Annotated in this window: 24 protein-coding genes; 17 read left to right on the top strand and 7 right to left on the bottom strand. The window is 39.0% G+C overall.

Annotated elements, in window-relative coordinates; all coding sequences use genetic code 11:
• Positions 1-58 precede the first annotated feature (58 nt).
• Positions 59-439: a hypothetical protein gene (locus tag KQP93_RS08835; protein ID WP_217876717.1), complete on the top strand. Its 381-nt coding sequence runs from the start codon at positions 59-61 to the stop codon at positions 437-439.
• Positions 440-676: 237 nt separating this feature from the next.
• On the opposite strand, the gene KQP93_RS08830 is transcribed toward KQP93_RS08835, so the two are convergent.
• Positions 677-1,510, bottom strand: a complete 834-nt coding sequence (locus KQP93_RS08830; RefSeq protein WP_217876716.1) for a hypothetical protein — start codon at positions 1,508-1,510, stop codon at positions 677-679.
• A gap of 296 nt (positions 1,511-1,806) precedes the next feature.
• Here KQP93_RS08830 and KQP93_RS08825 point away from each other — a divergent pair, with 296 nt between their 5' ends.
• Positions 1,807-2,742 (top strand): HNH endonuclease signature motif containing protein, encoded by a 936-nt coding sequence (locus KQP93_RS08825; RefSeq protein ID WP_217876715.1) that lies wholly within the window; start codon positions 1,807-1,809, stop codon positions 2,740-2,742.
• Between the two features lie 107 nt (positions 2,743-2,849).
• Here KQP93_RS08825 and KQP93_RS08820 read toward each other — a convergent pair whose 3' ends face one another.
• Positions 2,850-3,203 (bottom strand): DUF3693 domain-containing protein, encoded by a 354-nt coding sequence (locus KQP93_RS08820; RefSeq protein WP_105180526.1) that lies wholly within the window; start codon positions 3,201-3,203, stop codon positions 2,850-2,852.
• A gap of 202 nt (positions 3,204-3,405) precedes the next feature.
• Between KQP93_RS08820 and KQP93_RS08815 the strand changes: the two genes are divergently transcribed.
• From KQP93_RS08815 to KQP93_RS08780, 8 genes are all read left to right on the top strand, one after another.
• Positions 3,406-3,594, top strand: coding sequence for a hypothetical protein (locus KQP93_RS08815; protein WP_217876714.1), 189 nt, complete (start codon positions 3,406-3,408; stop codon positions 3,592-3,594).
• Positions 3,595-3,597: 3 nt separating this feature from the next.
• On the top strand, positions 3,598-5,589 hold the full coding sequence (locus KQP93_RS08810; protein ID WP_217876713.1) for a replication endonuclease: 1,992 nt from the start codon (positions 3,598-3,600) through the stop codon (positions 5,587-5,589).
• Positions 5,590-5,632: 43 nt separating this feature from the next.
• Positions 5,633-5,950, top strand: a complete 318-nt coding sequence (locus KQP93_RS08805) for a hypothetical protein (RefSeq protein WP_217876712.1) — start codon at positions 5,633-5,635, stop codon at positions 5,948-5,950.
• Between the two features lie 269 nt (positions 5,951-6,219).
• The gene (locus tag KQP93_RS08800; protein WP_217876711.1) at positions 6,220-6,456 is read left to right on the top strand and encodes a hypothetical protein; all 237 of its coding nucleotides are present in this window, start codon (positions 6,220-6,222) and stop codon (positions 6,454-6,456) included.
• A gap of 58 nt (positions 6,457-6,514) precedes the next feature.
• Entirely contained in the window at positions 6,515-7,990 is a 1,476-nt protein-coding gene (locus KQP93_RS21665) for a hypothetical protein (RefSeq protein ID WP_254907730.1), read from the top strand.
• An 11-nt stretch (positions 7,991-8,001) separates the two neighbouring features.
• Entirely contained in the window at positions 8,002-8,343 is a 342-nt protein-coding gene (locus KQP93_RS08790) for a DUF5455 family protein (protein WP_217876710.1), read from the top strand.
• Between the two features lie 2 nt (positions 8,344-8,345).
• Positions 8,346-9,572 carry a zonular occludens toxin domain-containing protein gene (locus KQP93_RS08785; protein WP_217876709.1) on the top strand — a complete coding sequence of 409 codons (1,227 nt, stop codon included), beginning with the start codon at positions 8,346-8,348 and terminating at the stop codon, positions 9,570-9,572.
• Positions 9,573-9,913: 341 nt separating this feature from the next.
• On the top strand, positions 9,914-10,324 hold the full coding sequence (locus KQP93_RS08780; RefSeq protein WP_217876708.1) for a hypothetical protein: 411 nt from the start codon (positions 9,914-9,916) through the stop codon (positions 10,322-10,324).
• Here the strand turns inward: KQP93_RS08780 and KQP93_RS08775 are convergent.
• Entirely contained in the window at positions 10,321-11,241 is a 921-nt protein-coding gene (locus tag KQP93_RS08775; protein WP_217876707.1) for an STM4504/CBY_0614 family protein, read from the bottom strand. The genes KQP93_RS08780 and KQP93_RS08775 overlap by 4 nt on opposite strands.
• A gap of 305 nt (positions 11,242-11,546) precedes the next feature.
• Between KQP93_RS08775 and KQP93_RS08770 the strand changes: the two genes are divergently transcribed.
• The 5 genes from KQP93_RS08770 to KQP93_RS08750 are packed head-to-tail and all read left to right on the top strand — an operon-like array spanning position 11,547 to position 17,080.
• Complete coding sequence (locus tag KQP93_RS08770) at positions 11,547-11,942, top strand: response regulator (protein ID WP_054553848.1); 396 nt, start codon at positions 11,547-11,549, stop codon at positions 11,940-11,942.
• A gap of 7 nt (positions 11,943-11,949) precedes the next feature.
• Positions 11,950-12,843: an AAA family ATPase gene (locus KQP93_RS08765; protein WP_217876706.1), complete on the top strand. Its 894-nt coding sequence runs from the start codon at positions 11,950-11,952 to the stop codon at positions 12,841-12,843.
• Between the two features lie 3 nt (positions 12,844-12,846).
• Positions 12,847-13,806: a DUF58 domain-containing protein gene (locus KQP93_RS08760; protein WP_217876705.1), complete on the top strand. Its 960-nt coding sequence runs from the start codon at positions 12,847-12,849 to the stop codon at positions 13,804-13,806.
• 2 nt (positions 13,807-13,808) lie between these two features.
• Positions 13,809-15,749: a transglutaminase family protein gene (locus tag KQP93_RS08755; RefSeq protein WP_217876704.1), complete on the top strand. Its 1,941-nt coding sequence runs from the start codon at positions 13,809-13,811 to the stop codon at positions 15,747-15,749.
• Positions 15,750-15,757: 8 nt separating this feature from the next.
• A complete protein-coding gene (locus KQP93_RS08750; RefSeq protein WP_217876703.1) occupies positions 15,758-17,080 on the top strand; it encodes a Na+/H+ antiporter family protein in 1,323 nt (440 codons plus the stop codon).
• A gap of 38 nt (positions 17,081-17,118) precedes the next feature.
• Here the strand turns inward: KQP93_RS08750 and KQP93_RS08745 are convergent, their stop codons facing one another.
• Entirely contained in the window at positions 17,119-19,089 is a 1,971-nt protein-coding gene (locus tag KQP93_RS08745; RefSeq protein ID WP_217876702.1) for a response regulator, read from the bottom strand.
• A 172-nt stretch (positions 19,090-19,261) separates the two neighbouring features.
• On the opposite strand from KQP93_RS08745, the gene KQP93_RS08740 reads away from it, so the two are divergent.
• The gene (locus KQP93_RS08740) at positions 19,262-20,149 is read left to right on the top strand and encodes a gluconeogenesis factor YvcK family protein (protein WP_217876701.1); all 888 of its coding nucleotides are present in this window, start codon (positions 19,262-19,264) and stop codon (positions 20,147-20,149) included.
• On the opposite strand, the gene KQP93_RS08735 is transcribed toward KQP93_RS08740, so the two are convergent.
• Positions 20,132-20,464: an Hpt domain-containing protein gene (locus KQP93_RS08735; protein ID WP_217876700.1), complete on the bottom strand. Its 333-nt coding sequence runs from the start codon at positions 20,462-20,464 to the stop codon at positions 20,132-20,134. The two genes, KQP93_RS08740 and KQP93_RS08735, sit on opposite strands and share 18 nt — an antisense overlap.
• 20 nt (positions 20,465-20,484) lie before the next feature.
• On the opposite strand from KQP93_RS08735, the gene KQP93_RS08730 reads away from it, so the two are divergent.
• Complete coding sequence (locus tag KQP93_RS08730) at positions 20,485-21,519, top strand: glycosyltransferase family 4 protein (protein ID WP_217876699.1); 1,035 nt, start codon at positions 20,485-20,487, stop codon at positions 21,517-21,519.
• On the opposite strand, the gene KQP93_RS08725 is transcribed toward KQP93_RS08730, so the two are convergent.
• The gene (locus tag KQP93_RS08725; protein WP_217876698.1) at positions 21,488-22,942 is read right to left on the bottom strand and encodes a sigma-54-dependent transcriptional regulator; all 1,455 of its coding nucleotides are present in this window, start codon (positions 22,940-22,942) and stop codon (positions 21,488-21,490) included. The two genes, KQP93_RS08730 and KQP93_RS08725, sit on opposite strands and share 32 nt — an antisense overlap.
• A gap of 103 nt (positions 22,943-23,045) precedes the next feature.
• Positions 23,046-24,503, bottom strand: coding sequence for a SpoIIE family protein phosphatase (locus tag KQP93_RS08720; protein WP_217876697.1), 1,458 nt, complete (start codon positions 24,501-24,503; stop codon positions 23,046-23,048).

Here is a 24,503-nt window from a genome sequence, read left to right as displayed (position 1 = left end):
ATAGCCAGTTATAAATAAGCGTGCTAGGGTGGTTGTAGATACATTACAAGGAATGACAATGAATTTTACAGCCGCTTACCGCATTTTTACTGCTTTATTCATGCTGATAGTAACCATAGGTTTAGGCATGACGCTCAATGATTTTACTTCGGTGATCTATGTGTTCGTGCCGTTATTATTAATGCTAGTCAGCTCATTTATCCCGTTTTTTAAACAGCGAAAACTGCGTTTAATACTGTTTGCAGCCCCAATCGTTATTCTATACTGCTTTGGCTTTTACCCCTGGCTTACAAATTACCAAGAAGTCGCCGTGTCATCATCCACCTCAACCCTCGATTTTATCATCATCCCAATTTGGGCCACCTTATACGGCGCTGCTTTTGTTCTGCTGCATGAAATAGTACTTGGCGTTGCTAGGGTGTTTGATTGGGAGAAGTGATTACCCAATCGTACCCTCAAGGACATAAACCTCAATGGAGTTATTGGGTTTGTTTAATGCACTTGACTATTCGGCACTAACTTAAAGTTAGGGGGGCGGTAAGGGGAGTGGAACTGTCATCGTTACCAGGCTTTAAGTCAAACACTGGTAACGAGTATAAAATTTAGGGGAGTAGTAGCATTCAGCTGGAAAGGGGTTTACATCGTTAAATTAGCTTAAGCTTGATTAAATCGTTAACTACAATATCAGGTAATGATTTACTTCACGTTGGCTATATGTTAATTCAGCAACCTCACGAAATACAAGTAGTGCCGTATCATCATTATATTTTGAATCATGATAGAGGCGATGTGATATTTCCGTCATGAGTAAGCAAGTATAGACCCCAAGTTTTGTGAAAAGTGTTATTTTTAAAATGCTTTTGTATTCATCACTTTTAACTTTAGAGAGGAATAGACCAAGCATTTTTGTCTTATCTATACATGAATCAAAAGGCTCTGAAAAAATCAGTTGTCTTAGCGCATTACTGTTTAATGGTTTTAATTCAATATAGTCACGTGGACGAAAAAGCTCATAGTAATATTCTAAAAAGAGATCTAATTTTATATTTTTTTTGTCTACAAATTCACTATCATCTTCTTTTACAAGAGATTTATATAAATTAGAGTTATCCAACTCCAAGAAACATCTTTTTTCATCATAAGCAAATAAAGCAGTTCTATTAAGTTCAGTCTTAATTTCCCCTGCGACATCAAAAACGGCATCTTTGATTACACTAAAACTTTGGGTGTCTGATTGTTCAGTAAGTGCCTGCTTTGTTGCAGCAAGCTCACGACGGTTATCTTTCCAAACAAAATACAATAGAAAAACTGATACAGTGGACAAAATTGGAGTAGCAACGCCTGTGAAAATAGTTGCTGTATCAACCCATGTTTCTAGTTCTTTAGAGGGGGTAAAATCAAAAAAAATACCAAAAGTAGCGCCAACTATTAGAAGTACAAATACTGCTATGTTTATAATTAATTTTATGAAGTCAGCTTCTTGCTTTTGGGTTTTCTTTTGTTCGGTCATTACCGTTCCTTCGTATAAAATCTCCTTTTTACACGAATCTAAATAGCTTAACAACTAGGCAGCTGCGCGAATGATTGAACCTCTACTTTGAAAGGCAGGAATTACAACACCAACCGCTTAATACCATATAAACTTAGCGCATTGATTTTTATGTTAAGCTTTATTCTTTAATTTGGTACCATGGTGTTGAATATGAAATTAGGTACAAGCTCAAAATACATGATAGGGCTAATAGTATTTTTAAATTGCTGGGCGAACTTAACTTGTCAAAATTTAAGAATTAAAGAGGGATGTTGATGCAAGATAGTGAAAGATTACTTGTTAAAGTTGGAAGTGATTTTCCAGTACGACTTAAAGAAGTTGAAGAAGCATTAATATTATTCTGTGTTCAGGAAAGTGTTGGAGGCGTCAGTGAAAACACTATGGAATTTATTAAATGGCTTGTTAAAGCTTTGCATAAGCAGATTGGGGCGCTAGATATTTGGACAAGGGAAAATAACAGCAGGTTAGAGTTTGGTAGATTCAAGCCGAATAAAGGCTTAGCAATTTTCACCCTTAACTTTCAAAGTAAGCATCCAAGGTTTTATGTTGCAGGAATAAAGTCAGTTAAAGAAAAGCTTACTGACATGCAAGTCGAAAAAGCCAAGCCTTTATCTATAGCTTACCATCGTAAAATTATAAATGGGGTTTGTGCTAAGGATTACTATAAATCCAGATTACCAGACCCTGAAGAGCAGTCAGAAACATTTATCTTTAACCTACAGTTGAAGTGTAGTCGCATAGATGCCAATCCAAATAAACAAAATACGTCTTCGGCGCGTGATAGTGATGCACAAGGAAAGTTTAGGATAAATGCATTTCGTGTATACGGCAGAAAATGCATTTTAACTGGTGATGCACCGGCATCTGCTTTAGAAGCAGCACATATAGTAGCTCACAAGGCTTCAGTACTTGATGAGTCTTTTCATCCATGGAATTGCTTTCTATTGAGAAAAGACATTCATGGTCTCTATGACTCAGGGGATATCATTATAGATTCTGACTTTAAAGTGTTCGTGAATAATGAAGAGTTAAATGAGATGGATAGCTATAAAAATCTTGATGGTTCTGAATTGAATATTTCAAATATTAATCTTAGCGCCTTAGGCATTTCCAAGAGTAAATTTATTGAGCTATTAAAAAATCAATTAAATAAGCGGAATAACGACATGTTTGGGAAAGTTATTTTTTAACCCGTTGATTAGGTTTCATTAAGATTTAAATACTGACTTAAACTGAAAAGATAGTGGGTGGAACAACACCCACTTTTAATTATTTTGCTAATTTAACATAATATAAATTATGGGTAGTTACGTATCCGCTTAAGCGGCCCTTGTACTTGGGTGATAGAAGCTGTTAATAACAGCAAACCCGCTACACACGCAGCGCTAATCTTTTTTGCAACTTCTTCCCAAGCTGCTTTTTCTTCTTTGGTTTTAGACTTCTCTTTTGCAAGTTCTATCAAAGCAGGCTTAAAGTCGATGCCCATTTGATTGCATAGATAAATACACTGATTGGCCGTTAAGTGTCTCCGACCTTTCTTGATATCAGTCACATTACCAGTAGAAACATTCATATCAGCACAAACTTGTTTGTCCTGTTTGTAACCTTTGAATTCTCTGTACTTTTCAATAAGTTCGTAGCTAAAAGACATAGTATTTTCTCCTCTTTTTATATTTTAGCACTCAAATATGAGAAATAAATTTTTGACAACACTCTACAGTGAGTGCTAGATTTTAGCCAACACTCATTAAGGAGTGTTTATTTTTGACATTCTGGCACTCTATTTCGAGTGTTTAGATATGCATATAATGTCCAATACTGAATAGTATCGGACTTTAACAAGGAATACGGATATGAGTTTCACTAAATTGCATGAGCTAAACCAAACTTTATCTCAATATTTACTCGATACATTCTCAATCGATATTCCTGACCCAGTTACTCTAATTATTTTTTTAGGCCTGTACTTGTTTGTAATTATTGCTGCATTTCTGGCTATCAATGCAGCATTCAAAAATTCTTATATGGATAGTAAGGACTAGATAATGACTGCACTATCATCTACCCAATACGCCCAAGTATTCCCAGTAAATACTGCAATTCATTTAACTGCTAACTTTGATAAAGTTCATGATGATATTGGTATTCATGACCGTGTTACTAAATCTAAAACAGGGTTTTATTTTGATAGTCAGTCTTTCAGAAATAGAATTTTCAAGACACACTCCAACCTGTCACACATGCTTAGCACCGGTTATTTTCTTGCTGAAAAATTCCATGACTTAGCCGAAGCAGACAAACGTTTAAAACACGCTGATACAGTTTTAAGACGCGGAAGCCCTGTTTATGGGTATATAAATTTATCGTGTAACGATGATGTTCTTTGCGATATTTCAGATAAAAAAGCTCGCTATTGCGAGCTTAAAATAAGCAAATCAGGCTATACATTTTCTACTTATAAATACCTTCGTCACTTTGTAAATTCCTTTGATATTCAAGAGCCTGAATTGTCAGCACCCTATTGCTCTAACTACTCTGCCACCTCATTAGTTGGTGCACTTAACCGTTTTGCAGACCCTATTTGGTGGCGTAGAAAATTACGCAAAATCCAAGCGTTTACTATCGAACAATTAGCCCGTGATTTAAGACTCGTACATAAAAAAGCGAGCGCTTATGTATCACAACCAACTATCCAGAACCGCCGTGATAGAAAACGAAAATCAGAGCAAATCATGTCTGATTTATTTGTTGTTCCTAATGAATCAAATCCATTTGAAGAATTTGAAACACTGCAATCAATCATTGAGCGTTCACATACATCAGGTAAACAACAAGCAGCCGAACTTATGGTTCGTATTCGTGGTTTCGAAGAACTAGCAGACATGTATGGCCATCGTGGTGAGTTTTATACTTTATCAGCGCCTAGTCGTTTTCATTCAGTACACCATACAGGCATACCCAATAAAAAATATAACGGCTCAACACCCCAAGAAGCACAAGAATACTTTAATGATATTTGGAAACGTGCCCGCGCCCTATTCGCTAAGCAAGATTTAAGACCATACGGATTTAGAGTTGTTGAACCACATCATGACGGTTGCCCACACTGGCACATGCTTTTATTCATGGAAAAAGGTGAAGCAACTCAAGTACGTAACATACTTAGAAAGCTTTGTACCCAAGATACACCAGACGAATTTAAATCAAAAACAACCCGCTTTAAAGCAATAGCTATAAACAAAAACAAAGGCTCTGCGGCTGGTTACATTGCTAAATACATTACTAAAGCTGTTACTGGTGATTGCATTGATAAAGTCACTTGCTCTCAAGCTGGTGAAATTAACGTATTACCCGCTGATGCTGCCGAACGTGCATCAACATGGGCAAGCACTTTTAACATTAGACGCTTTCAGCAAATCGGTGGGCCATCTGTCAGTTTATGGCGTGAACTTAGACGACTAGGCCAAGGCGAACAAGGCAAATGCGAGGTTGCAAACGCAATGAAAACCACTCTAGATACCGTATCAAAATATGCCTTAGAAAAGGTTCGCCAAGCTGCAGACTCCTCTGACTGGAAAGCATTTTGTTTAGCAATGGGCGGCGTACAAGTTAAACGTAAAGACCAAACGCTCAGACTGCACTATCAGATACCTGACATTGTTGACCAAATTACAGGCGAGATTAGCCGAAGCGAAACCCAATCGCCCTACTTTGCCACCAAATACGGCGACCAACCAGCCAACCGTATTTTAGGTGTGGCATGGGATGCCGTTGTTGTTATCACTCGTCGCGGTACGTCACAGATTTTGACTGAAACCGACATTAAGGCTCAGCGCAAAATCATGATAGGCGTATCAGAGCAGATTCAAGGTTGGCATGACGACGGTCGTTTATTCGAGCCAACCAAAGAAGAAATGCAATTCCTAGAAGCATGTGTTTTAGAGGACTATCAAAACATGTGTTTGTTCATGGATTACGAAGCACTTGCAGGCAACATTATGAGCGATGAAATCGCGAACTTGGACTTGTGTCATTAACTGTAACTTTTAATTTATCGACCACTCATTAAGGAAACTAGCTATGAATATTGAAGGCGCAATCACGGATTTAGCACCAATCAATCGTACTGACGATAAAGGTGCGCCACTTCCAACAACCGCAGAGTTTAAGCTTCACACAAAGAACCCTGCACAAATTCTGTCTGTAAAAGTCTCTGCTGACCAATACACAGACGGCACTTACAAACAGTTAGAGCAAATGCAATCAGACCCTAATGGTTGGGGCTTAAGACCTTGTTTACTCAATATCGAGTATTACGAAGGTGCGAATGTAGCTCGCCAGATGGATTGGAAAGGCTTCCGCTTACACAGTCTACCAACTGAAAGTAAGCCTAAGTAATTTTCGGTATGCCGCAGATTTACCCATTAATAAAGGATCTCATTATGGATTATCAAACACTCATTGTTACAGCCATTATGCTTGGTTCATTTTATGCGGGGTTCATCAGTGGAAACCGTTAGCAGTATTGACCCACTACTCGCCAAGATTATTGGGTCAGCAATTCTTTGTTGGTTTGCAGGTTTTGGAGCTGGCAAAGTTTATCACTTCGTGGCGGAAATATTTAAAAAAGCGTCACGTTCACATTAAATGTTAGAAGGAATATTCCTATGAAAAAAGTACAAGCTGCTGTGATAGCAACTTTCGTTACTGCTGGTGCTGCTCTTAGCTCTAGCGCACATGCTGCATTAGATGCTGCTCAAGTAACAGCAATTCAAACCGAAGTACTTGGTGACGTATCAACCGCTGTTGCTGCTGGCTTTGCAGTGCTTGCTGTTGTTCTTGCATCATCAATCGGTTTCTCTCTACTTGGTCGCTTTATCTCTAAAGGCGCTAACGGGGGTTAACCTCTCCTAAATTGGTGGAGCTAGTCTCCACCTTTCCCAACTTTAAAAAGGCGCAACTATGCGATTACTAATATTTATATTGGCGCTTACAAGCGCTTTTTTTTCCTTTGCTGATGATAGCTCATTACCATACGACCCAAACGACTTAAGAGCACCTGACTCACAGCCTTTTTATTATTTTGAGTGTCAAGGCGATAATAATAATATGGAAATTGCATCTGAGTTTAATGATATCAAAGTATGCCAGCCTTTTTGGACAACATATATCGAACGTTCTACAGATGCTTACATTTCATCAGGTTCTTATTCATCTGTTGGCCCTATAGTGTGGACTAGCTCTAATAGATGGTCTTATGAATATACACCTTGCCGTTATGGTGATTGTGATACTTTTGGCACCGATACCCCACGTACAGCAAATGGTCAAAGCCCGGGAAGATATTTACGAACTGAGTGGCAACACACTTGCCCACCTGAACAACATCCAGAATATGAATTTCCAGTAATGAAAGACCCTCAGCCTACTGACCCAGCAGCTGCACCTATGCAATGTGCAAAGTTACTCGATGGTGAACCTGAGCCAGAGCCTGACCCTGATACAGACCCAGATTGCCCCGCACCAACTGATAATGACCCTTGGGTGTTTGGCACAGGCCAGCAACAAACAGTCTGTTTTGATAATCCTGATGGTTCACAATGTTCAATTGAAACTGATTCAAACGGTGGCTATAGCATGCCTGTGTCTTATGGTTCTCAAGAACCTGTTGCCTGTACTGAAGTAGAGCCAACTGACCCAGACCCAACTGACCCAGACCCGACTGACCCAGACCCGACTGACCCAGACCCGACTGACCCAGACCCAACTGACCCAGACCCAACTGACCCAGACCCGACTGACCCAGACCCGACTGACCCAGACCCGACTGACCCAGACCCGACTGATGATACAGACCAAACAGAAATCATCGATGCACTGAATCAGTCTAACGATAATCTCGATGCTATTAACAATAATCTTGTTGATGGTTTTTATGAATCAAATGGTTTACTTTCAGATTTAATGGACGGTATTGAAGGTCTCATTTCAGGCCAAGATGATGCTAACGGTCATTTGCAAGACATATCAGATAATACTGAGGGCATTTTAGATGCGCTAAATGATGACGGCGGCGAACAGCCCGATTGTATTGGCGATTTATGTAATCAAGATATTGAAGAAGAGCTATCTGAATTAGACCAAGAGTTTCAAGATTGGATGGAAGAAGATGTACAGATAGCCCCAGAAGTCACCACTTTAACAGGTAAGTTTAAATCATTTGTCAGTCAAAACTTTGCTGGCTTTACGGGTAGCTGCCAGCCTTTCACCCTTGATGTTTCCGTTGCAGGAGACTCTAAAACAATTACGGTTTCACAGCATTGCGAGCCATACGAAACCTATTTCAAACCACTTGTTGAGTGGCTTATTTGGACGTTCACAGCTATAGCGCTATTGAACATTTCTTCTCAATCTTTCCGTGCATTTTCTAGCATTTAGGTAGGTGATTTATGCCCGCAATTTTAGCTGCAATACCCGCCATACTCGCAGGCCTAGCCGCTGGTATTACGTCAATTATTACCACGCTGTTAGCTAAGTACGGTCGTAAAGTCGTTATTGGCACAATCTTTATCACTGTATATACGGCTGCATTGGTTGCTTTTGTTTCATCACTGAATAGTGAGTTTTCAGGCCTTTTACGTTCATTGCCTAACAACTCGTTTTCATTAGCTGGTTTATCTCTTGTTCCTAACAACGCCATTACCTGTGCAACGATTGTTGTATCAGCCAAAGCTGCACAAATGGTGTTCTATTTTACGATTGGTGTATTACGTTCTCGATTTAAGGCTTAATTATGGCATCTGGTAAATTTATAGAGGGCGTTAAACGCTCTGGCAAAACTAAGTACGCTGTAGACCTAATTAATGATTACTTAAAACGTGGTCGAAAGGTCGCAACAAATCTCGATTTATTTCTCGATAAAATGCCCGTTCAAAACCCGCATGTAATCAGATTACCTGACCACCCACGTAGTGAAGATTTGCACGCGCTGGGTATTGGTTACGAGGAACTAGAGCAAGACGATAGAAATTATGATGAATCTAAAAATGGTTTAGTGGTTATCGATGAATTATTAACACACTTGAATTCACGCTCATTCAAAGATAAAGACCGTTTAGCTATTGTTTCTTGGTTTGTTCAAATGGGTAAGTACGGTTGGGATTTAGTGCTCATAGGCCAAGACTTTGAAGGTGTAGATAAACAACTAAGAGACACCACCATTGACCAATTAGTCTCTGTTAAATCCGGTGTTAACTATTTTGGATTTGGCTTTATTAACGCTGTTGTTCAACGTGTTTTCTCAGCCTTACATGTACCTAAATTTTCTGTTGCTCGTTTCTATGATGGTAAATCAAAAACTCGTAAAGCTCACGGTTATCAGTTCTATATTAAAGATTGGACTCATGCCTGGTATAACACTGCACAGAAATTTTTACCTGATGTAATGACTGCTAAAGATGGTCGCTTAATTGATATGCGCGCCATGTATTCAATGGTTCCGACCGAGCAACTTAAAAAATGGTATTTAGTAAAAGACCGTGTAAATGAAGTTATCGAAGAAAAGAAAGCAGCAAAGGACAAAGACCCAATACTTAAAACGTGGCATAAAGCCGCCCTCTTTTGCCTTGTTGGATACCTAACCTATATGTTTTACCCATTTGGTGCTAATCCAACAGAAAAAACACCTGTTACTAGCACTGACACACCGACCCCCAACGCACCATCAAAGCAAAAGGCCATAGCAGTTGAACCTGTATTACCTGATATTCTTGATGGTGTTTATATCACCTGCTCAGTTCTTTCTACTAAACAAAACTCATCTTATTGCTTTGAAAAAGACGGTATTCCATTTTACCCAAGTGCAATAGATGCCGTTGTAAAAGTTGTATCAGCCTGTACCGCAAAAATTGAGTATATGGACTCAGAATATACAGTTCGCTGTTTACCTTATCGGGTTGAGTCCTATTCAGCTGCTAAGCAATCATATTCACAAGAACAAGAACTACTAGCCGCCAATTAGCCCATGTCACGCCAGCGCTTGCCGCGGCTGACTTGGGCTTGGCGGCATGGCGAAGCCATGTCATACATTCCAGAAAATTCACATTTCATCGAGAAACAGTTTCCATTTTACGTACAGTTTATTAGGGTCGGGTATCAATTCAGTGAAACTGCTAAACGCACTCACTGCCCTTTTTTGTATTCAAAAAAAGTTGATTGCCTTCTGATAAACCAAGCTGAGGTAAGGACGGCACAGCAGCAAAGGAAAACACACTCCCCTCAAAAACTAATAGGGGGGGAGCGAAACCACTTACACCGATACCGAGTGTGCATTGTGATTTTAACAAAAAGGAGTAAATCACAATGAGCAACTTTAAATTGCAGTTCGTTACGCTATTCGGATATGACTACGCAAAGGGAGCTAAAGAACTCGGAGTAAGTGAACGCCAAGTAAGGAGATATCTAAAAGCGAACAAAGCAACCAAGCCAATAGAAAAACTAGTTGAAATTATGTATCGCGGTTACATGCCACTTACTGGCCCGTGGTCTGAATGTAGGATTTCTAGGGAAGATAACTTGTTACTTACCCCTTGGGGAAAGGTTAAACCATCAGATGTTCAACTGGTACATCGTTACAAATGGTCAGCTAGAAAGTCAGAAAAATTGTACCAAAAATTGAAAGAAGAGCATTCTAATATCGATGAATATATGAATGCCCTGCAGGATAAGCTTTTGGATCTAGTTAACGATATATCAGATAAAAAATATGGTTAATGTAATCTCTTTTGTGATTCTATTAAAAAAATAATTGTCGAAGCTGTTGTGTGAAGCATATAGCCGACTAGCTCTTCAGGAGCTTGTTCTTGGAGAGCATCTTGGCCATGAGAATACTTATTTCTTATTGTTGGAATTCCAGAACAAAGCATTGAATTTAAACTTGATAACTGCGTTTGCCAATAATCAGGTATTAATTTATTTTTAAAGCATGCAGCAATTAACTTACTAGCCGTTTCATTGCCTTTTAGTTCCCAATTCTGATTCATACATATAATTTTCATAGTGCTTTCGAAAGCTTTGTTACATTCAACAATAGCTTCATTATATTTTTTATTTCTGTAATGGTCATAAGCATTTAAGAAGTAATCTTGTGTTACTTCATACTCTTTCATATTTAGAAGTTTAAGTGCAGGTTTTATAACTTCTTCATGCATTAACTTTGAATCTATTCTTATAATATGGCCTTCTTCAAAAGCAAAACCTACTCCATTTTCCCTAAATCTTAGATTAAGAGTTTTTAAACTCTTCTGCGTTTTACTATGTTCGTATTCTTCAGTTAATAGCTCTGCTAATCTAAATGCGTACTCTACATACGACAAAACAAGTTCGGTGTTTCTTTCATTAATCAAAAAGGTATTGAGTTCCGCATATGCGTTTGTGTTGTACTTTTCAGTTTTTGAGTTACGGTTGTTTAGATCAAAACTTCCCAATTCTTCCCTTAAATCGTTATAGATTTGGTTGTAAATACCATGAACAGTTGGTTCGTAATTATAATTAGATTCATTACCTAAGAGACTATCAAGTAAAAACTTAATTTGTATTCTTAAACTTTGAGGCAATAAATCATATTGGTAAACATCATGAACTTCTCCCCTAAGTTCCTTTTGTCTTTTTGAATAAATCTTGTATCCCATTACATCTTCCCTTTAACAAATGAAGATGACAATATGGCATAAAAAAAACTAGATAACCAACTGTTAGATATCTAGTTTTTCCTATGTTATTGATACTAATTAATATAAATTATAGGAAGTAACGTATCTATACATAGCGATACCTATTCTCTTTGTTCACTAAGTCCAATACTAGACGGTATCGGACATTAAGGTGATGTTTTATCATATTATTCATTTTATTAGTGCTTGTTTCTTGAGCTTAGTTATCTCATGACTTATATTAAAACTATCAACTTGAGATGTAACGATAAGATGTAAACGATATGGAATTTGTGAAGCCGTTAGAACCTATTCTGATAATCGACGATATGCAAGATATCCGCGACTATCTAAATCAAATTTTAACTGGTCTTGGTTTTGACGATATTTTAGAAAGTCGAGATTTTGAATCAGCTAAAACCGTTATTGAAGAAAAGTCGCCTAACGTTATCTTTCTTGATATTGAACTACCTAACACTGACGGTACAGAAATTCTTGAATACTTAAATGACCGCCATCCTCACACTCACGTAGTTATGTGCTCTGGCCATAACAGTCTTGAGAATGTGCAAAACACCTGGGAATTAGGTGCTAAAGGTTTTATCGCCAAACCATTCAACGCAAAAAAAGTCGACTCTGTTATGAAACGTCTAGAATTGATGGAAACCATAACAAATTAAGTAGTTTATGAATTCGACAATCCAACTCATTATAGATGACCTATCAACGGTTATTTTTGGTAAGCAACAACAAATCAAACTCGCCTTAACGTGTTTATTTAGTGAAGGCCACCTGTTAATTGAAGATTTACCAGGCATGGGAAAAACCACTTTATCTCATGCACTTGCTGCGGTTCTTGGTTTGTCATATCAACGCATTCAATTCACTAGCGATTTATTGCCTTCTGACATTCTTGGAACAAACATTTTTGATGCTAAAGAACATAGTTTTTCTTTTCATCAAGGTCCGGTATTTAGCCAAGTTGTTTTAGGTGATGAAATTAACCGTGCAGGTCCTAAAACACAAAGTGCGCTATTAGAAGCAATGGAAGAAAAACAAGTGACGGTAGATTCGGTTAAACACGCCCTACCATCACCATTTTTTGTGATTGCTACGCAAAATCCAGTGCATCAATCTGGCACTTATCCGTTACCTGAGTCACAATTAGACCGCTTTTTCATGCGTATTAGTTTAGGTTTTCCTGATAAACAAGCTGAGAAAAACCTCATTTTAGGCCTAAACAACCGTAATTATGACGACTTGCCTGTTCGCATTAATCCTGAGCAACTTGCTGTTATTCAAAAAGAAATAAGCACTGTAACGATAAGCAACGCGGTTGTTGATTATATCCTTGAGCTCGTTGCGTTTACTCGCCAAGATAACCATTTTGTAAACCCATTATCACCAAGAGCCAGTATTGCGCTTGCCCGCGCTGCAAAGTCATGGGCGTATATTGAAGGTCGTGATTTTGTTATGCCTGAAGATGTACAAGCAGTTTTCCCAAGCGTGACCGATCACAGACTTGGGTTAAACGCTGGTGACAGCGGCTATGCACTTAAACATGTGCCTGTAAGCTTATAAAACATGTTTAAGCGCCCTGCTTTTATTGAACAATTTCGTCACTTTGCTTTTAATAAGCTATTAAAAAACAAGCATAAAGCCAACGAAATTGAGCTTCAACATAAAACGATTTATGTATTACCCTCAAAACTTGGTGGGCAGTTTTTACTAATTGCCTTACTGAACTTTGTGATGGGCATTAACTATCAAAACAACCTGATTTTAGCTATGGCGTATTTAATGGTGGTTGTTTTGGTGTTTGCGATACTCACCGGCTATAAAAATGTGAGAGGTTTGTCGGTTAAATACCAGTCAGTAAACGAAAGTTATGCGCCAAAAGCCCCTATTGCGCGTTTTCAAATTCAAGCACAATCATACTGTGAACTTATAAAGCTGGTTAATGATAAGCTTGAATCTGAAACTGTGTCACTGCAAAACAAAGAGAAAAAGATCGTCGAAATTGCGCTTAAATGCATTAAACGCGGTGCCTATGGTTTTGATAGAGTGAAAATTATTAGTCACTTTCCATTTGGTTTAGTGTCTGTGTGGAGTTACATTGAGCCAACCGAAACTGTGTATGTTTACCCACAGCCTGTCGCCTCTGAAAAGCTTGATACTCAGCTCCATGACAATGACGTACACGACGGCGATAACGCACAAGTTAAAGCCGGTAATGATGACTTTTATCAGCTTACCCCTTTTGTGCAAGGTACAGCGCTTAATAAGGTATCGTGGAAACACTACGCTAAAACTCAGCAACTATTAACGAAAGAGTTTACCAGTGACGCATCACAGGAATTAGCACTTAATTTCAATATGTTGAGTGGCAATAATGAGCATAGATTAAGCCAGTTATGTTTTTTGGTGAACCAATTAACCGATCAACACATGGCGTTTTCGTTAACCTTGTCCAATAAATACATTGCTAAAGGCCAAGGGTTCAACCATCAAAAAGCCTGCTTACAAGCATTAGCGGAGTTTTAATTATGAATACGCCGCTCATAAATACCGTTTTATCACTGCTGTTTATTGTTACCAGTGGCTTTTTGTTTACTGAAGTGCCTACTTCATTCTTAGCCATATTAGCGGGCCTAAGCTTTTTAAACCTGTTTTTAGGTAAATTTTATAAAAAACTAAATGGATTGGTGGCGAATATTTTGGCAGCAATTTGCTTAGTTGCCTTATTTGTTTTGGTTGGCGTCGGCGATACGGTCAAGTTATTTGTATCCATGATGCTACTTGCTAGTAGCTTTAAATTGCTCCAAGCGAAAACCGTCAAACAGTATCAAACTGTTTGTTTACTGGTGTTTTTTAACCTTTCAACGGTGTATTTATTCCATCAAGGATTGTTTGAAACCTTGGTAGTCAGTGTACTTTATATTGTGAACTTTGCGGTGCTTGGCTATTTAACTAGCCCACAAAGCTTTAAGGCCGCTAATAAACAAAGTTTTAAAACCATACTACTAGCTTTACCTATAGCGGCATTTTTGATTTTGTTTTTACCGAAAATACCGGCGTTTTGGCAATTACCGGGGCCAAAGCTTGCGAAAACGGGTTTATCAGAGCAAGTTAACCCCTTTTCTATTGCGAAATTAGCTGAGTCAGATGACTTGGTTTTTAGGGTAGAACAACAGCCAGGGCAACCCCTACAAGCCCCCTACTACTGGCGCAGCCTTATTCATGATGAGTTTAATGGCAGTGAATGGTTAATATCGGACATTTTGAAATCTCAACAATTTAACCCCATTCGCCGTACAATTACTCAAAGTAACAGCGTTAATTATCAGGTTATTGCTGAGCCCTCATCTTCTAATTGGCTTTTTGCACTTAACTTTGCGCAAAGTGATAATTCTGATGTGCACTCAACCTACAACGGTTTGTTAAAACGTAAAGGTAACTTAAACAAAAACATTAAATACGCGGTAACCAGTAGTGAGGCTATGCTGAGTCTGAATGACTTTGAAAAACGCTTATATACCCGCTTACCGAAAACAACCAATCCACAAACAACGGCACTGGCAAACCAGTTGGCTGCTGAGCATGAAAATGCGCAAGGTTACTTTAACGCGCTACTAGATTACTTTAATCAGCAACAGTTTGCTTACACATTAACGCCTACACCCATGTATGGTGATAATACGCTAGACCAGTTCGTGTTTGATACCAAACGTGGCTTTTGCGGTCACTATGCTAGCACCGCTGCATTCATGTTTCGTGTTGCTGGTTACCCTGCCCGTGTTGTGTCGGGTTATTTAGGGGGTGAACAAACTAAAGCCGCTACGCTTAACATTTATCAATACGATGCGCATGCGTGGGTCGAAGTGTTCTTTGATGAAAAGTGGCACATATTTGATGCTACCGCTGTTGTTGCCCCAGAGCGTTTAAATGGTTCGTTATCACAACTGGGTGATTTAAACGAAAGCTTTAACGACAATCTTAACTTTGGCCTAAAGCGCTGGAGCCACTTTAAAGCAATCAACTGGCTTAGAATTCACCTTGAAGAGCTCGACTATAAATGGACTAACTGGGTGCTTACGTTTGACCAAGAATCACAACAAAGTCTATTTGATTCACTGTTTGGTAATAAGTCAGCATGGCTAACGCCTTTAATTGTGATAGGTACATTATTACTGAGCTTTACTGGCTATTTCTTTTATAGCAAACGCCCTATTCGAAGCAGAGAACCGCTGGTTGATGACATCACTAAGCTTTATCTGTGGGCAAAAAAGCAAGGCATTGAGCCAGTTGATACCAACACACCACTACAAAATATTGCTTTAATTAAACAGCAAAAGCCTAGAACAGAGGCATATTTAAGTGAGTTTGAGCAAATAATCATCGAAGTACGTTATCAACAGCAATCATATAACCAAAATCGCAAAAACCGCGTACGAGTTCTGTTAAACTCTCTCAAAACAGCCAAATAGAGAACAATATGAATGCAGTAATTGTCGGCGTTATGTTGATGCTGATCCTGACACTTTGTCGAATTAATGTCATTGTGGCAATGACGGTAAGCGCAATTGTTGCGGGATTGACCGCAGGCCTTGGTTTATCACAAACCGTTAATGCATTTAATGATGGTTTATCGGGCGGCGCTGAAATAGCACTGAGCTATGCGATGTTAGGTGCATTTGCAGTGGCTATTTCTAAGTCAGGTTTAACACGTATTTTAGCGTCTAAGTTACTAAAGCAAGTAAACGAGAATAGCCATAAAGGCGAAACGACGCTTAGTTATCTTATATTAAGTATTATTTTGCTGTGTGCGATTTCGTCGCAAAATTTGATACCCGTACATATTGCTTTTATACCAATTCTAATTCCACCTCTGCTTGTGGTGTTTAACAAGTTACGCCTTGATAGACGTGCCATTGCGTGTATCTTAACTTTCGGCTTAGCCACCTCTTATATGGTGCTACCTTATGGTTTTGGTGGCATTTATTTGTACTCGATACTACACAAAAACCTCACTGAAAATGGCTTAGAGATAGTAAATACTCAAGTGCCGATGGCAATGATCATTCCAGCTATTGGTATGTTATTTGGTTTATTGGTTGCGGTATTTATATCTTATCGAAAACGCCGTCGTTATGAGTCTCACAGCCTAACAGAGCAACAGCAAGAGGTTGTCATTGAGCAGCCTAAAAAGGTGTTAGCTGTTGGTATTGCTGCCGTACTTTGCTCTTTAGTGGCGCAAAATATTAGTGGTTCTATGATCCTGGGCGGTCTTGTTGGGGTAGCTATATTTACCTTATTCGGTGTTGTAAAGCTTGAGCAAAACGGCGATGTATTTAGCAAAGGCATTGCTATGATGGCGATGATTGGCTTTATTATGATTTCGGCGCAAGGCTTTGCTTCGGTGATGAAAGCAACCGGTGATGTTGCCTCACTTGTCAGCTCTGCCGCAGGTATGATTGAGGGTAACAAACCCCTTGCCGCAGCATTAATTTTACTCGTTGGCTTATTGATCACCATGGGCATTGGTAGCTCGTTTTCGACAGTGCCAATTATAGCCACCCTGTTTGTACCACTTTGTATGGAATTAAACTTTTCTGTTATGGCTACTGCAGCACTGGTTGGTACAGCAGGAGCACTAGGTGATGCTGGGTCCCCTGCCTCTGACTCAACACTTGGCCCAACATCTGGCCTAAATGCAGATGGTCAACATGACCATATTTGGGATTCAGTAGTACCTACTTTCATCCATTTTAATATTCCGCTACTTGTTGCTGGCTGGGTTGCGGCAATGGTGTTGTAAAGTCGAGTTTCATTTTAAAAGCCCCATTTGGGGCTTTTTTATTGGCTAAACAAAATACGCAGTGCGCGGTTTAAATCATGAAAACGAATTGGTTTTGTCAGCACTTTGTTCATTCCTGCTTCTAGGCAAGTGGCTTTATCTTGATGAGATGCATTGGCGGTTAATGCGACAATGGGTAAAGTCATTTTTAATTCTTCACGCATGTATTTAGTTGCTGTAATACCATCCATCACTGGCATCATCATATCCATTAATACTAAATCAAAGTTTTGTTGTTGTACTTTATCAATGGCTTGTTGGCCATTATCTGCAAGGGTGACATGGTGATTGAGCTTTTCTAAAAAGGTTTTTATAAGCACTTGGTTGGTTTTGTTATCTTCTGTGACAAGAATGGTCATTGGCTCAAGAGTTTGTTCATGTTCAATAGCTTGCTGATCATCGGCAACGATAGAGTATGGTATGTAAATATTAAATTTAGTACCAATATTGATTGCGCTAGCAACTCTAATCTCGCCTTTCATTAAATCAACTAGGCTTTTGGTAATGCTAAGCCCAAGGCCAATCCCTTCTACTTGTCGATTCACGCCATAATCATGCTGTTTAAACGCATCGTAAATGCTGGCTATTTGAGATTGTGAAATCCCCTGCCCAGTATCTGCTATTTCAAATAGTAAATGGGTATCATTAAAATCGGCTCTGAAATTGACGGTGCCTACTTTAGTAAACTTAAAAGCATTATCTAAAATATTAAACAGAATTTGCCCAACTCGAACCCCATCAATATTAATTTTATTCGGTAAGCCATCGCTTATCTCTGTGGTAAACAATACATTAGAGCCTTGAGTGGTTTCTTGAAACTGTGCAGTTATATTTTTAACTAACGCATTTATATCTGTTGCTTTAACATCAAGCTCCATCGATCCACTTTCAATTTTTGAAAAATCCAGAACATCACTGATCAAATCAAGTAATAAGTCAGCGCTTGAGTTTGCGTAATCGAGCCAACGTGTTTGCTTGTCATTCAATTCTGAATCGGCTAACAACTCCAACATGCCGACAATGGCGTTCATAGGCGTTCTGATCTCATGGGACATCACCGTTAAAAACTGAGATTTTGCTTGGTTTGCTTCTTCTGCTTTTTCTTTTGCTAATTGCAGTGCTTGCTCGCGGTCTTTATTCACAGTGATATCTTTGGCAATACCTAAATAGCCGCGAAATTTTCCGCTTGAATCAAATTGTGGCTTACCACTCAAAGAGACCCAGGCCGTAGGCGACGAATTAACTTCAAATTCAAAATCTAAAAATTCAGCATGATCTGCCAGCAAGTGTTTAAAGTGCGACCATTTTTTTAACTGATTTTGTTCCTGCTCAGTGATGATGGCATCGAAATTTTTATGTAAAAAATGGCGTTTGTATAAGTTACTGTGGCTGGCGGTAGTTAAAACATTAATAAAGCGCTCATCTTTATTAGTACGCCAAAACCATTCGCTGGCGAAATCTCTAAATAACTCAGATAACTCGCCTAGTCTTGTTAGTAAAGAGGTTGAGTGAAACTTTTGCCGGTTAAGCCTTGTTTGCGCAGCTAATTGAACCGCTACTTGCTGTAATAAGATCTTGATTGCGGTTTGTGATTTATCATTAAAACTAGCCTGCTCTTTTATATCAAAAAAGACCAAGCACTGCGTTGTGTGTTCAGAAATATCAACATGAAAAATTAGGTTATTTTCGAACTCATTACTATAAAACAGCGAGTTATCTTCATTAAGTAACCACTGTGACTGCGCTTGTTGTAACTTTGATTTTAATATTGATTCATCAAATTCAATGTACTTAATAGTACGCATTTCGAGGGATGCTTTTGAATCTTCGAAGTTTATTAAGCAAAACTCTTTAAACGAAAAATATGGCAGAAGCACTTTTTCAAGTTGAGCTTTTAATGCACGGCTATCATTTATGCCATGAAATGCTGTTAGCTCAAGTTGTAATTGATCTAAGTTTAACTCTGCCATTGCCATTCCTAGTTAATATTGCATCGCATAATGCAAATATAGAAAACAGTTCTCAGTTTAGCCATAAAAAACACAAAATAAATTATTAAATTTCATTGTGTTATATAAATTCGAATACTTGGTACGGGCCGTGCTACCTAAATATTAATTAAGTTTAATCTAGGTGAGTGTTATGAAAATAGTATGCATAGGCGGCGGACACGGTTTATCCCATATGTTAAGTGCAATTAGACCTCACTGCGCCGAACTTACAGCTATCGTTGCAACCACAGACAACGGCGGCAGCACAGGTAAATTACGTCGAAGCCAAGATGTAGTTGCCCTTGGTGATATTAGACGTTGTTGTTTGCAATTAGCTGATAGTGACTCATTAATCCATCAAGTTTTTCACCACCGTTTTGATGGGGGTGAACTAAATGGCCACAGCCTAGGGAATTTAGCCTTATTAAGCTTAACCCAACAAACTAACTCAGCAACACAAGCTGTAGCTTGGTTCAATGCCATGTTGGGTAATTCAGAAACGATTCTACCCATGTCAGACGAGCCTACTGATTTACTCGCGGTTATGTCATCAGGCATCAAAGTATTTGGTGAATGCGATATTGATTCACAAGAAGAGCTCCCGGATTATTTAACCCTCTCACAAGATGTGAATGCAGCACCTGGTGTGGTTCAAGCTATTGAAAACGCAGATATGCTAATAATTGGCCCCGGTAGTTTAATTACCAGTGTAATGCCTGCCATGTTAGTTGAAGACATAGCTAATGCTGTACAAAAAACCTCTGCATGCCGATTGTTTATCGAAAATATTGCCAAAGAAGCCAGCGTAATTAAATCGCTCAATATGAAACCAGTCGATTGGCTCGAAGGCATGCTTGGTTATAGGTTTTGTGACATGAGTATCTCTTTAGATGCGCTTAGTGAAATTGTGTCGCACTTTGACGATGTTGTTAAATCGCCAAACCAGCAGCACGACATTGAGCAGCTAAGTAATGTATTTGGCGAAATATTAAAAATGCCGTTGAGCCTAGAAGCCGAGCAACTAGTCAGTCGCAATTAAACTTTGCGCGTGAGTTAGCGTTTGTGCAAATTGGTCTTGCAGTAAGGCTATTAAGCTTTGTAATTCATCATCATATTTTGATGCCTTCGCTTTTTGCTCGATTTGTTCTGCAAGGCCGCCTACGGCTAATGCCCCGTAGCTACGGCTACTACTTTTTAAACTATGGGCATTTATTTCGATTTCAGACTGTTTCGTTGCGTCAGCAAGATCAGCAACGATTTGACGGGACTCAGTGATATACACCTGCAAAAGCTGTTTTGCTAGGTCGTCACCAACATCCTGTTGTAATTGCGTATAGGTCGCAGTATCTATCATGGTCTCACCTTGGAGTGAATATGAAATATAGTGTTATTTTATTCGTAGATTCAAGCTTAATTGGTGGCATCGAGAGCCATTTGATTGCCATGAGTAAGCTGTTAGAACGATATAATATTATGAGCTCGGTACTATTTTATCAAGATCATAATAACCGTGAATTATATAAGCGCTTAGAAAATGCAAATATCACTTTCGGTTTTGCTGGCGGAAATTTAAAAAGCTTGAACGAAATACTAAAAATGTTTCCTCGCTCAGCGTTACTCCATACCCATGGGTACAAGGCAAGTATCATGGGCAAGTTAGTGTGTCGCTGGCAAAACCGCCCTTGTATTTCAACTTATCATGCTGGAGAAGCAGGCACGGGGAAGGTTTATTTTTACAATAAGCTCGATAAACTGCTAAGTTACTTTTCACTTAACTTTGCTGTTTCTAGCAAACTCACCGAAGAGCTTTACAATGCTGAATTACTTGAAAATTTTATTCCAGTAAATGAATCTAATAAAGTTTTAGGCCTAAAAAATAATGATCAATTAAACGTTGGATTTGTTGGTCGTTTATCCCATGAAAAAGGCCCTGACATTTTTATTGAAACAGCCAAACGATTCAACACACCTAACTTAAAATTTCATATGTTTGGTGATGGCCCTATGGTCAATGAGCTTGATTTGTCAGTGGTGAGTTATCATGGCCAGCGTGAGCAACAACAAATATGGCAACAACTTGATGTATTGGTGATCTGCTCTCGGGCTGAAGGTCTACCTATGGTTGCATTAGAAGCAATGGCACAGGGGGTACTCGTTATTGCATCGCCTGTTGGTCAGTTACCGCAGATAATTAACCACCTATCAAATGGGTTAATGATGACTGAAAGTACAAGCGATGCTTTGCATAAACAGCTAAACAACGTACTTATGTTGAGTGTTGATCAAAGAAGTTACATGCTAGGCAATGCACAAAGACTTGTTAAACAACGTTTTTCTGGAGAGCAGCAATTTAAGCAGCTAGATAGAGTCTATAGTTCTAGCTTACTTGCATCTCTTCCCAGCTTTTAATTTTACGATAAATCGTAGATGGACTCACATCCAAAAGAGCTGCAGCTTTAGGAATATTGTTATCACAAGCATCAATGGCTTGCTCAATATAACGTTTTTCTACCAACCAAAGCGGTTCAATATCGGCTTGAGAAAATGCTGTTGCAACTTCGCTGATAACAGGAGTGGCTTCAGTTGATGGCGATGCAAAGCTTTGTGACGGCATCACCTCCGAGGCTACAGTATTAACAGCTGCTGCGACTGGTTGAGATTGATTTTGTGCGTTCGGTAGTGCTGGTATCATACTCGCTTCAATGTAGGCTTCATCATGCAAAACGAGAATGTTACGTATGGTGTTTTCTAATTGGCGAACATTACCAGGCCAGCCATAGCTCAAAAATAGATTTTTAACGCCTTCTGACATGCCTTTGTATGCACGGCCTTCTTCTTTACTTATTTTTTTAAATAATGCATCGGCAATTTCGATCACATCTTTGCCACGCTGATTCAGCGGCGGTAAGGCAATAGGGATAACATGTAGGCGATAATATAAGTCTTCACGAAAACGGCCTTCTTGCACTTCTAATAAAGGGTCGCGGTTGGTGGCGCACACAAAGCGCACATCAACTTTAACTTCTTTTTCGCTGCCTACCTGCTGGTAACAACCGGTTTGAATAAAACGCAGTAGCTTACTTTGCAGATTGATGTCCATTTCACATAGTTCATCTAAAAACAACGTACCACCGTCAGCTTGGCCTGCCGCCCCTTCACGATTGGCAATCGCACCAGTGAACGCCCCTTTTAAGTGACCGAATATTTCACTTTCGATTAGATCTTTTGGTATTGCTGCACAGTTAAGGGCTACAAAGGGTTTATTCGCACGCGGTGACGCTAAATGTACCGCACGGGCGCACAGCTCTTTACCGGTACCACTTTCACCAGTGATGAAAACAGTTGCTTTACTTGCGGATGCTGACTTTATGATTTGGTAAACAGATTGCATTTCTGATGAGCTACCAATCAAATCGTAGTATTTACCATTCTCGTAAGTTGTTTGATAGCTTTTGACTGTTTGTTTTAAATCTTTAAGTTTTAATGCGTTGTTTACTGTAATGCGAAAACGATCGGCTTCAATAGGTTTTTCTAGAAAGTCACTGGCACCGAGTTTGATGGCTTTTATTGCCATTTCTTTAGTGGCATGCCCTGTTAAAACAATCACTTGTGGAGCTGTGTCTGGGTCTAAAGAGGATAAAATATCTAGCCCGTTCATATCTGGCAGCATAACATCTAAAATCACTAAATCAGGCTCAAACTCCTGCAGAGCAACGACGGCTTGTTCACCATTGTAGGCAATGCGTGTTTCGACCCCGGTTGGGATCAAATATGATTGGTACATCAGCGCTAGCGATTCTGTATCTTCAACAATGAGTATTTTAGGTGGCATTACAGACTTCCTTTATTATCGTTTTATGCTGAGATAAAGTGATTATTTAACAGTTCCTTATTAGTAGCTTAGTGCTTATTTGACCGGTTTGTAAACTCAAACTTTAGTGTTTATTGATCACAATTAACGAGGCATCGTCAATTTCAGCAGATAACTCAACCAGGCTTGCCTGCCAAAGTGCATAAGCAAACTCTTCACTTTGCACATTTTCGTCAGTTAATTTAGTAATAATTTGGTCTACATCGCTTAATTGCTGATTATCAAGCCAACCATCGGTGAATAATAAAATGTGTTCAACGTCATTTAAGTCATAACTATGATGTTGATAAACATGATCATCACTAAGGCCCAGTAAGGGATCAGTTCCGCTTAGCTGAATTAATTTACCATTTTTGGTTATTACACAGGGGGCTGGATGACCTGCGTTAAACCAATGAAGTGTATTATTTTCAATAAAACTTATAAGCAAAGTGACTAAACTAGTTTTACATAACCGCTGTTCATACAAGGCTTGGTTTAAGGTTGTTAAAACGCTTTGTATCGGGATTTCTGTCGCTAAACAGCCACTTAAAAAGCCCTTTATGGCAAAACTTTCTTTTAGTGCTGTTATACCGTGCCCCATCATATCGCCAATGATCACAGGCGCTTGCAGCTGGTGGGGGTACATACAAAAATCACCCCCATTTTGGCTGATAATTGAGCCAAAATTATAGGCATTAAACTCCCCTATTTTTTGCTTTGTTTGCATGCGCTCTTCGTTAATTACATACTTTAATGCAGAAAAACGATGCACAATCCGTTCGATACTTTGCAATAAGCGAGTTTTGCTAACGGGTTTTACTAAATAATCATCAACCCCTAACAGGTTTATACGTTTTATAAGTTCTTCACTGTCATCACCTGTCAGCATAACCACAGATAAATTAGTTTTTAGGTTAGATTGATTGAGTTTTTTAAGTAGAGGCTCACTGGTGCCATTTTTAAGTTTATGATCAAGCAATAAAATTGTTGCCCCAGAGGTAAGTATTTCTTGCCAGCCCGATTCACTGTCTTCACAGCAAATAACCTGAAAATTCTCAGATAAATAAGCATTCAGTAAAGCAAGTTGTGCTTTATCATCGTCTATGTAGATAAGCGTGGGTCGTTTATCGATATTGGTTAAACAAAAAGAGAATGTATTCTGCTGGCCAACAGTTTTATAACAAGCATTTGGAAAGTAATGCTTGATGAGCGCAACCCCCATGCCCCCTTCAACTAATTCACCACTGTCTAATTGCCACCCTGATGCTTGTTGATTAAATAAATCATAGCTTGGCATGCTGTCTTTAAATTCAATTAATAGCTGTTTATCGGGCAGTTTATGCATAGCAAACTGGACATGCATTGACGTTTCTTGGCTATGGCGTAACAGATTGGTTAGGTATTCGGTTGCTACTAAACCTGCTGCATCTATATCTTGATTTTTAACACTGATCGCCGTCAGAACATGTTTTAAAATATGGCGGATCTCACTAACTGTAGGCCAGTCTAGACTAAATGATTTTTGATATAAGCAGTCCAT

Origin of the sequence: Pseudoalteromonas shioyasakiensis (assembly GCF_019134595.1) — a bacterium.
GTDB classification, from domain to species: domain Bacteria; phylum Pseudomonadota; class Gammaproteobacteria; order Enterobacterales; family Alteromonadaceae; genus Pseudoalteromonas; species Pseudoalteromonas shioyasakiensis_A.
Note: the sequence above shows the minus strand (reverse complement) of the source record. Positions and strands in the feature narration are given on the sequence as shown.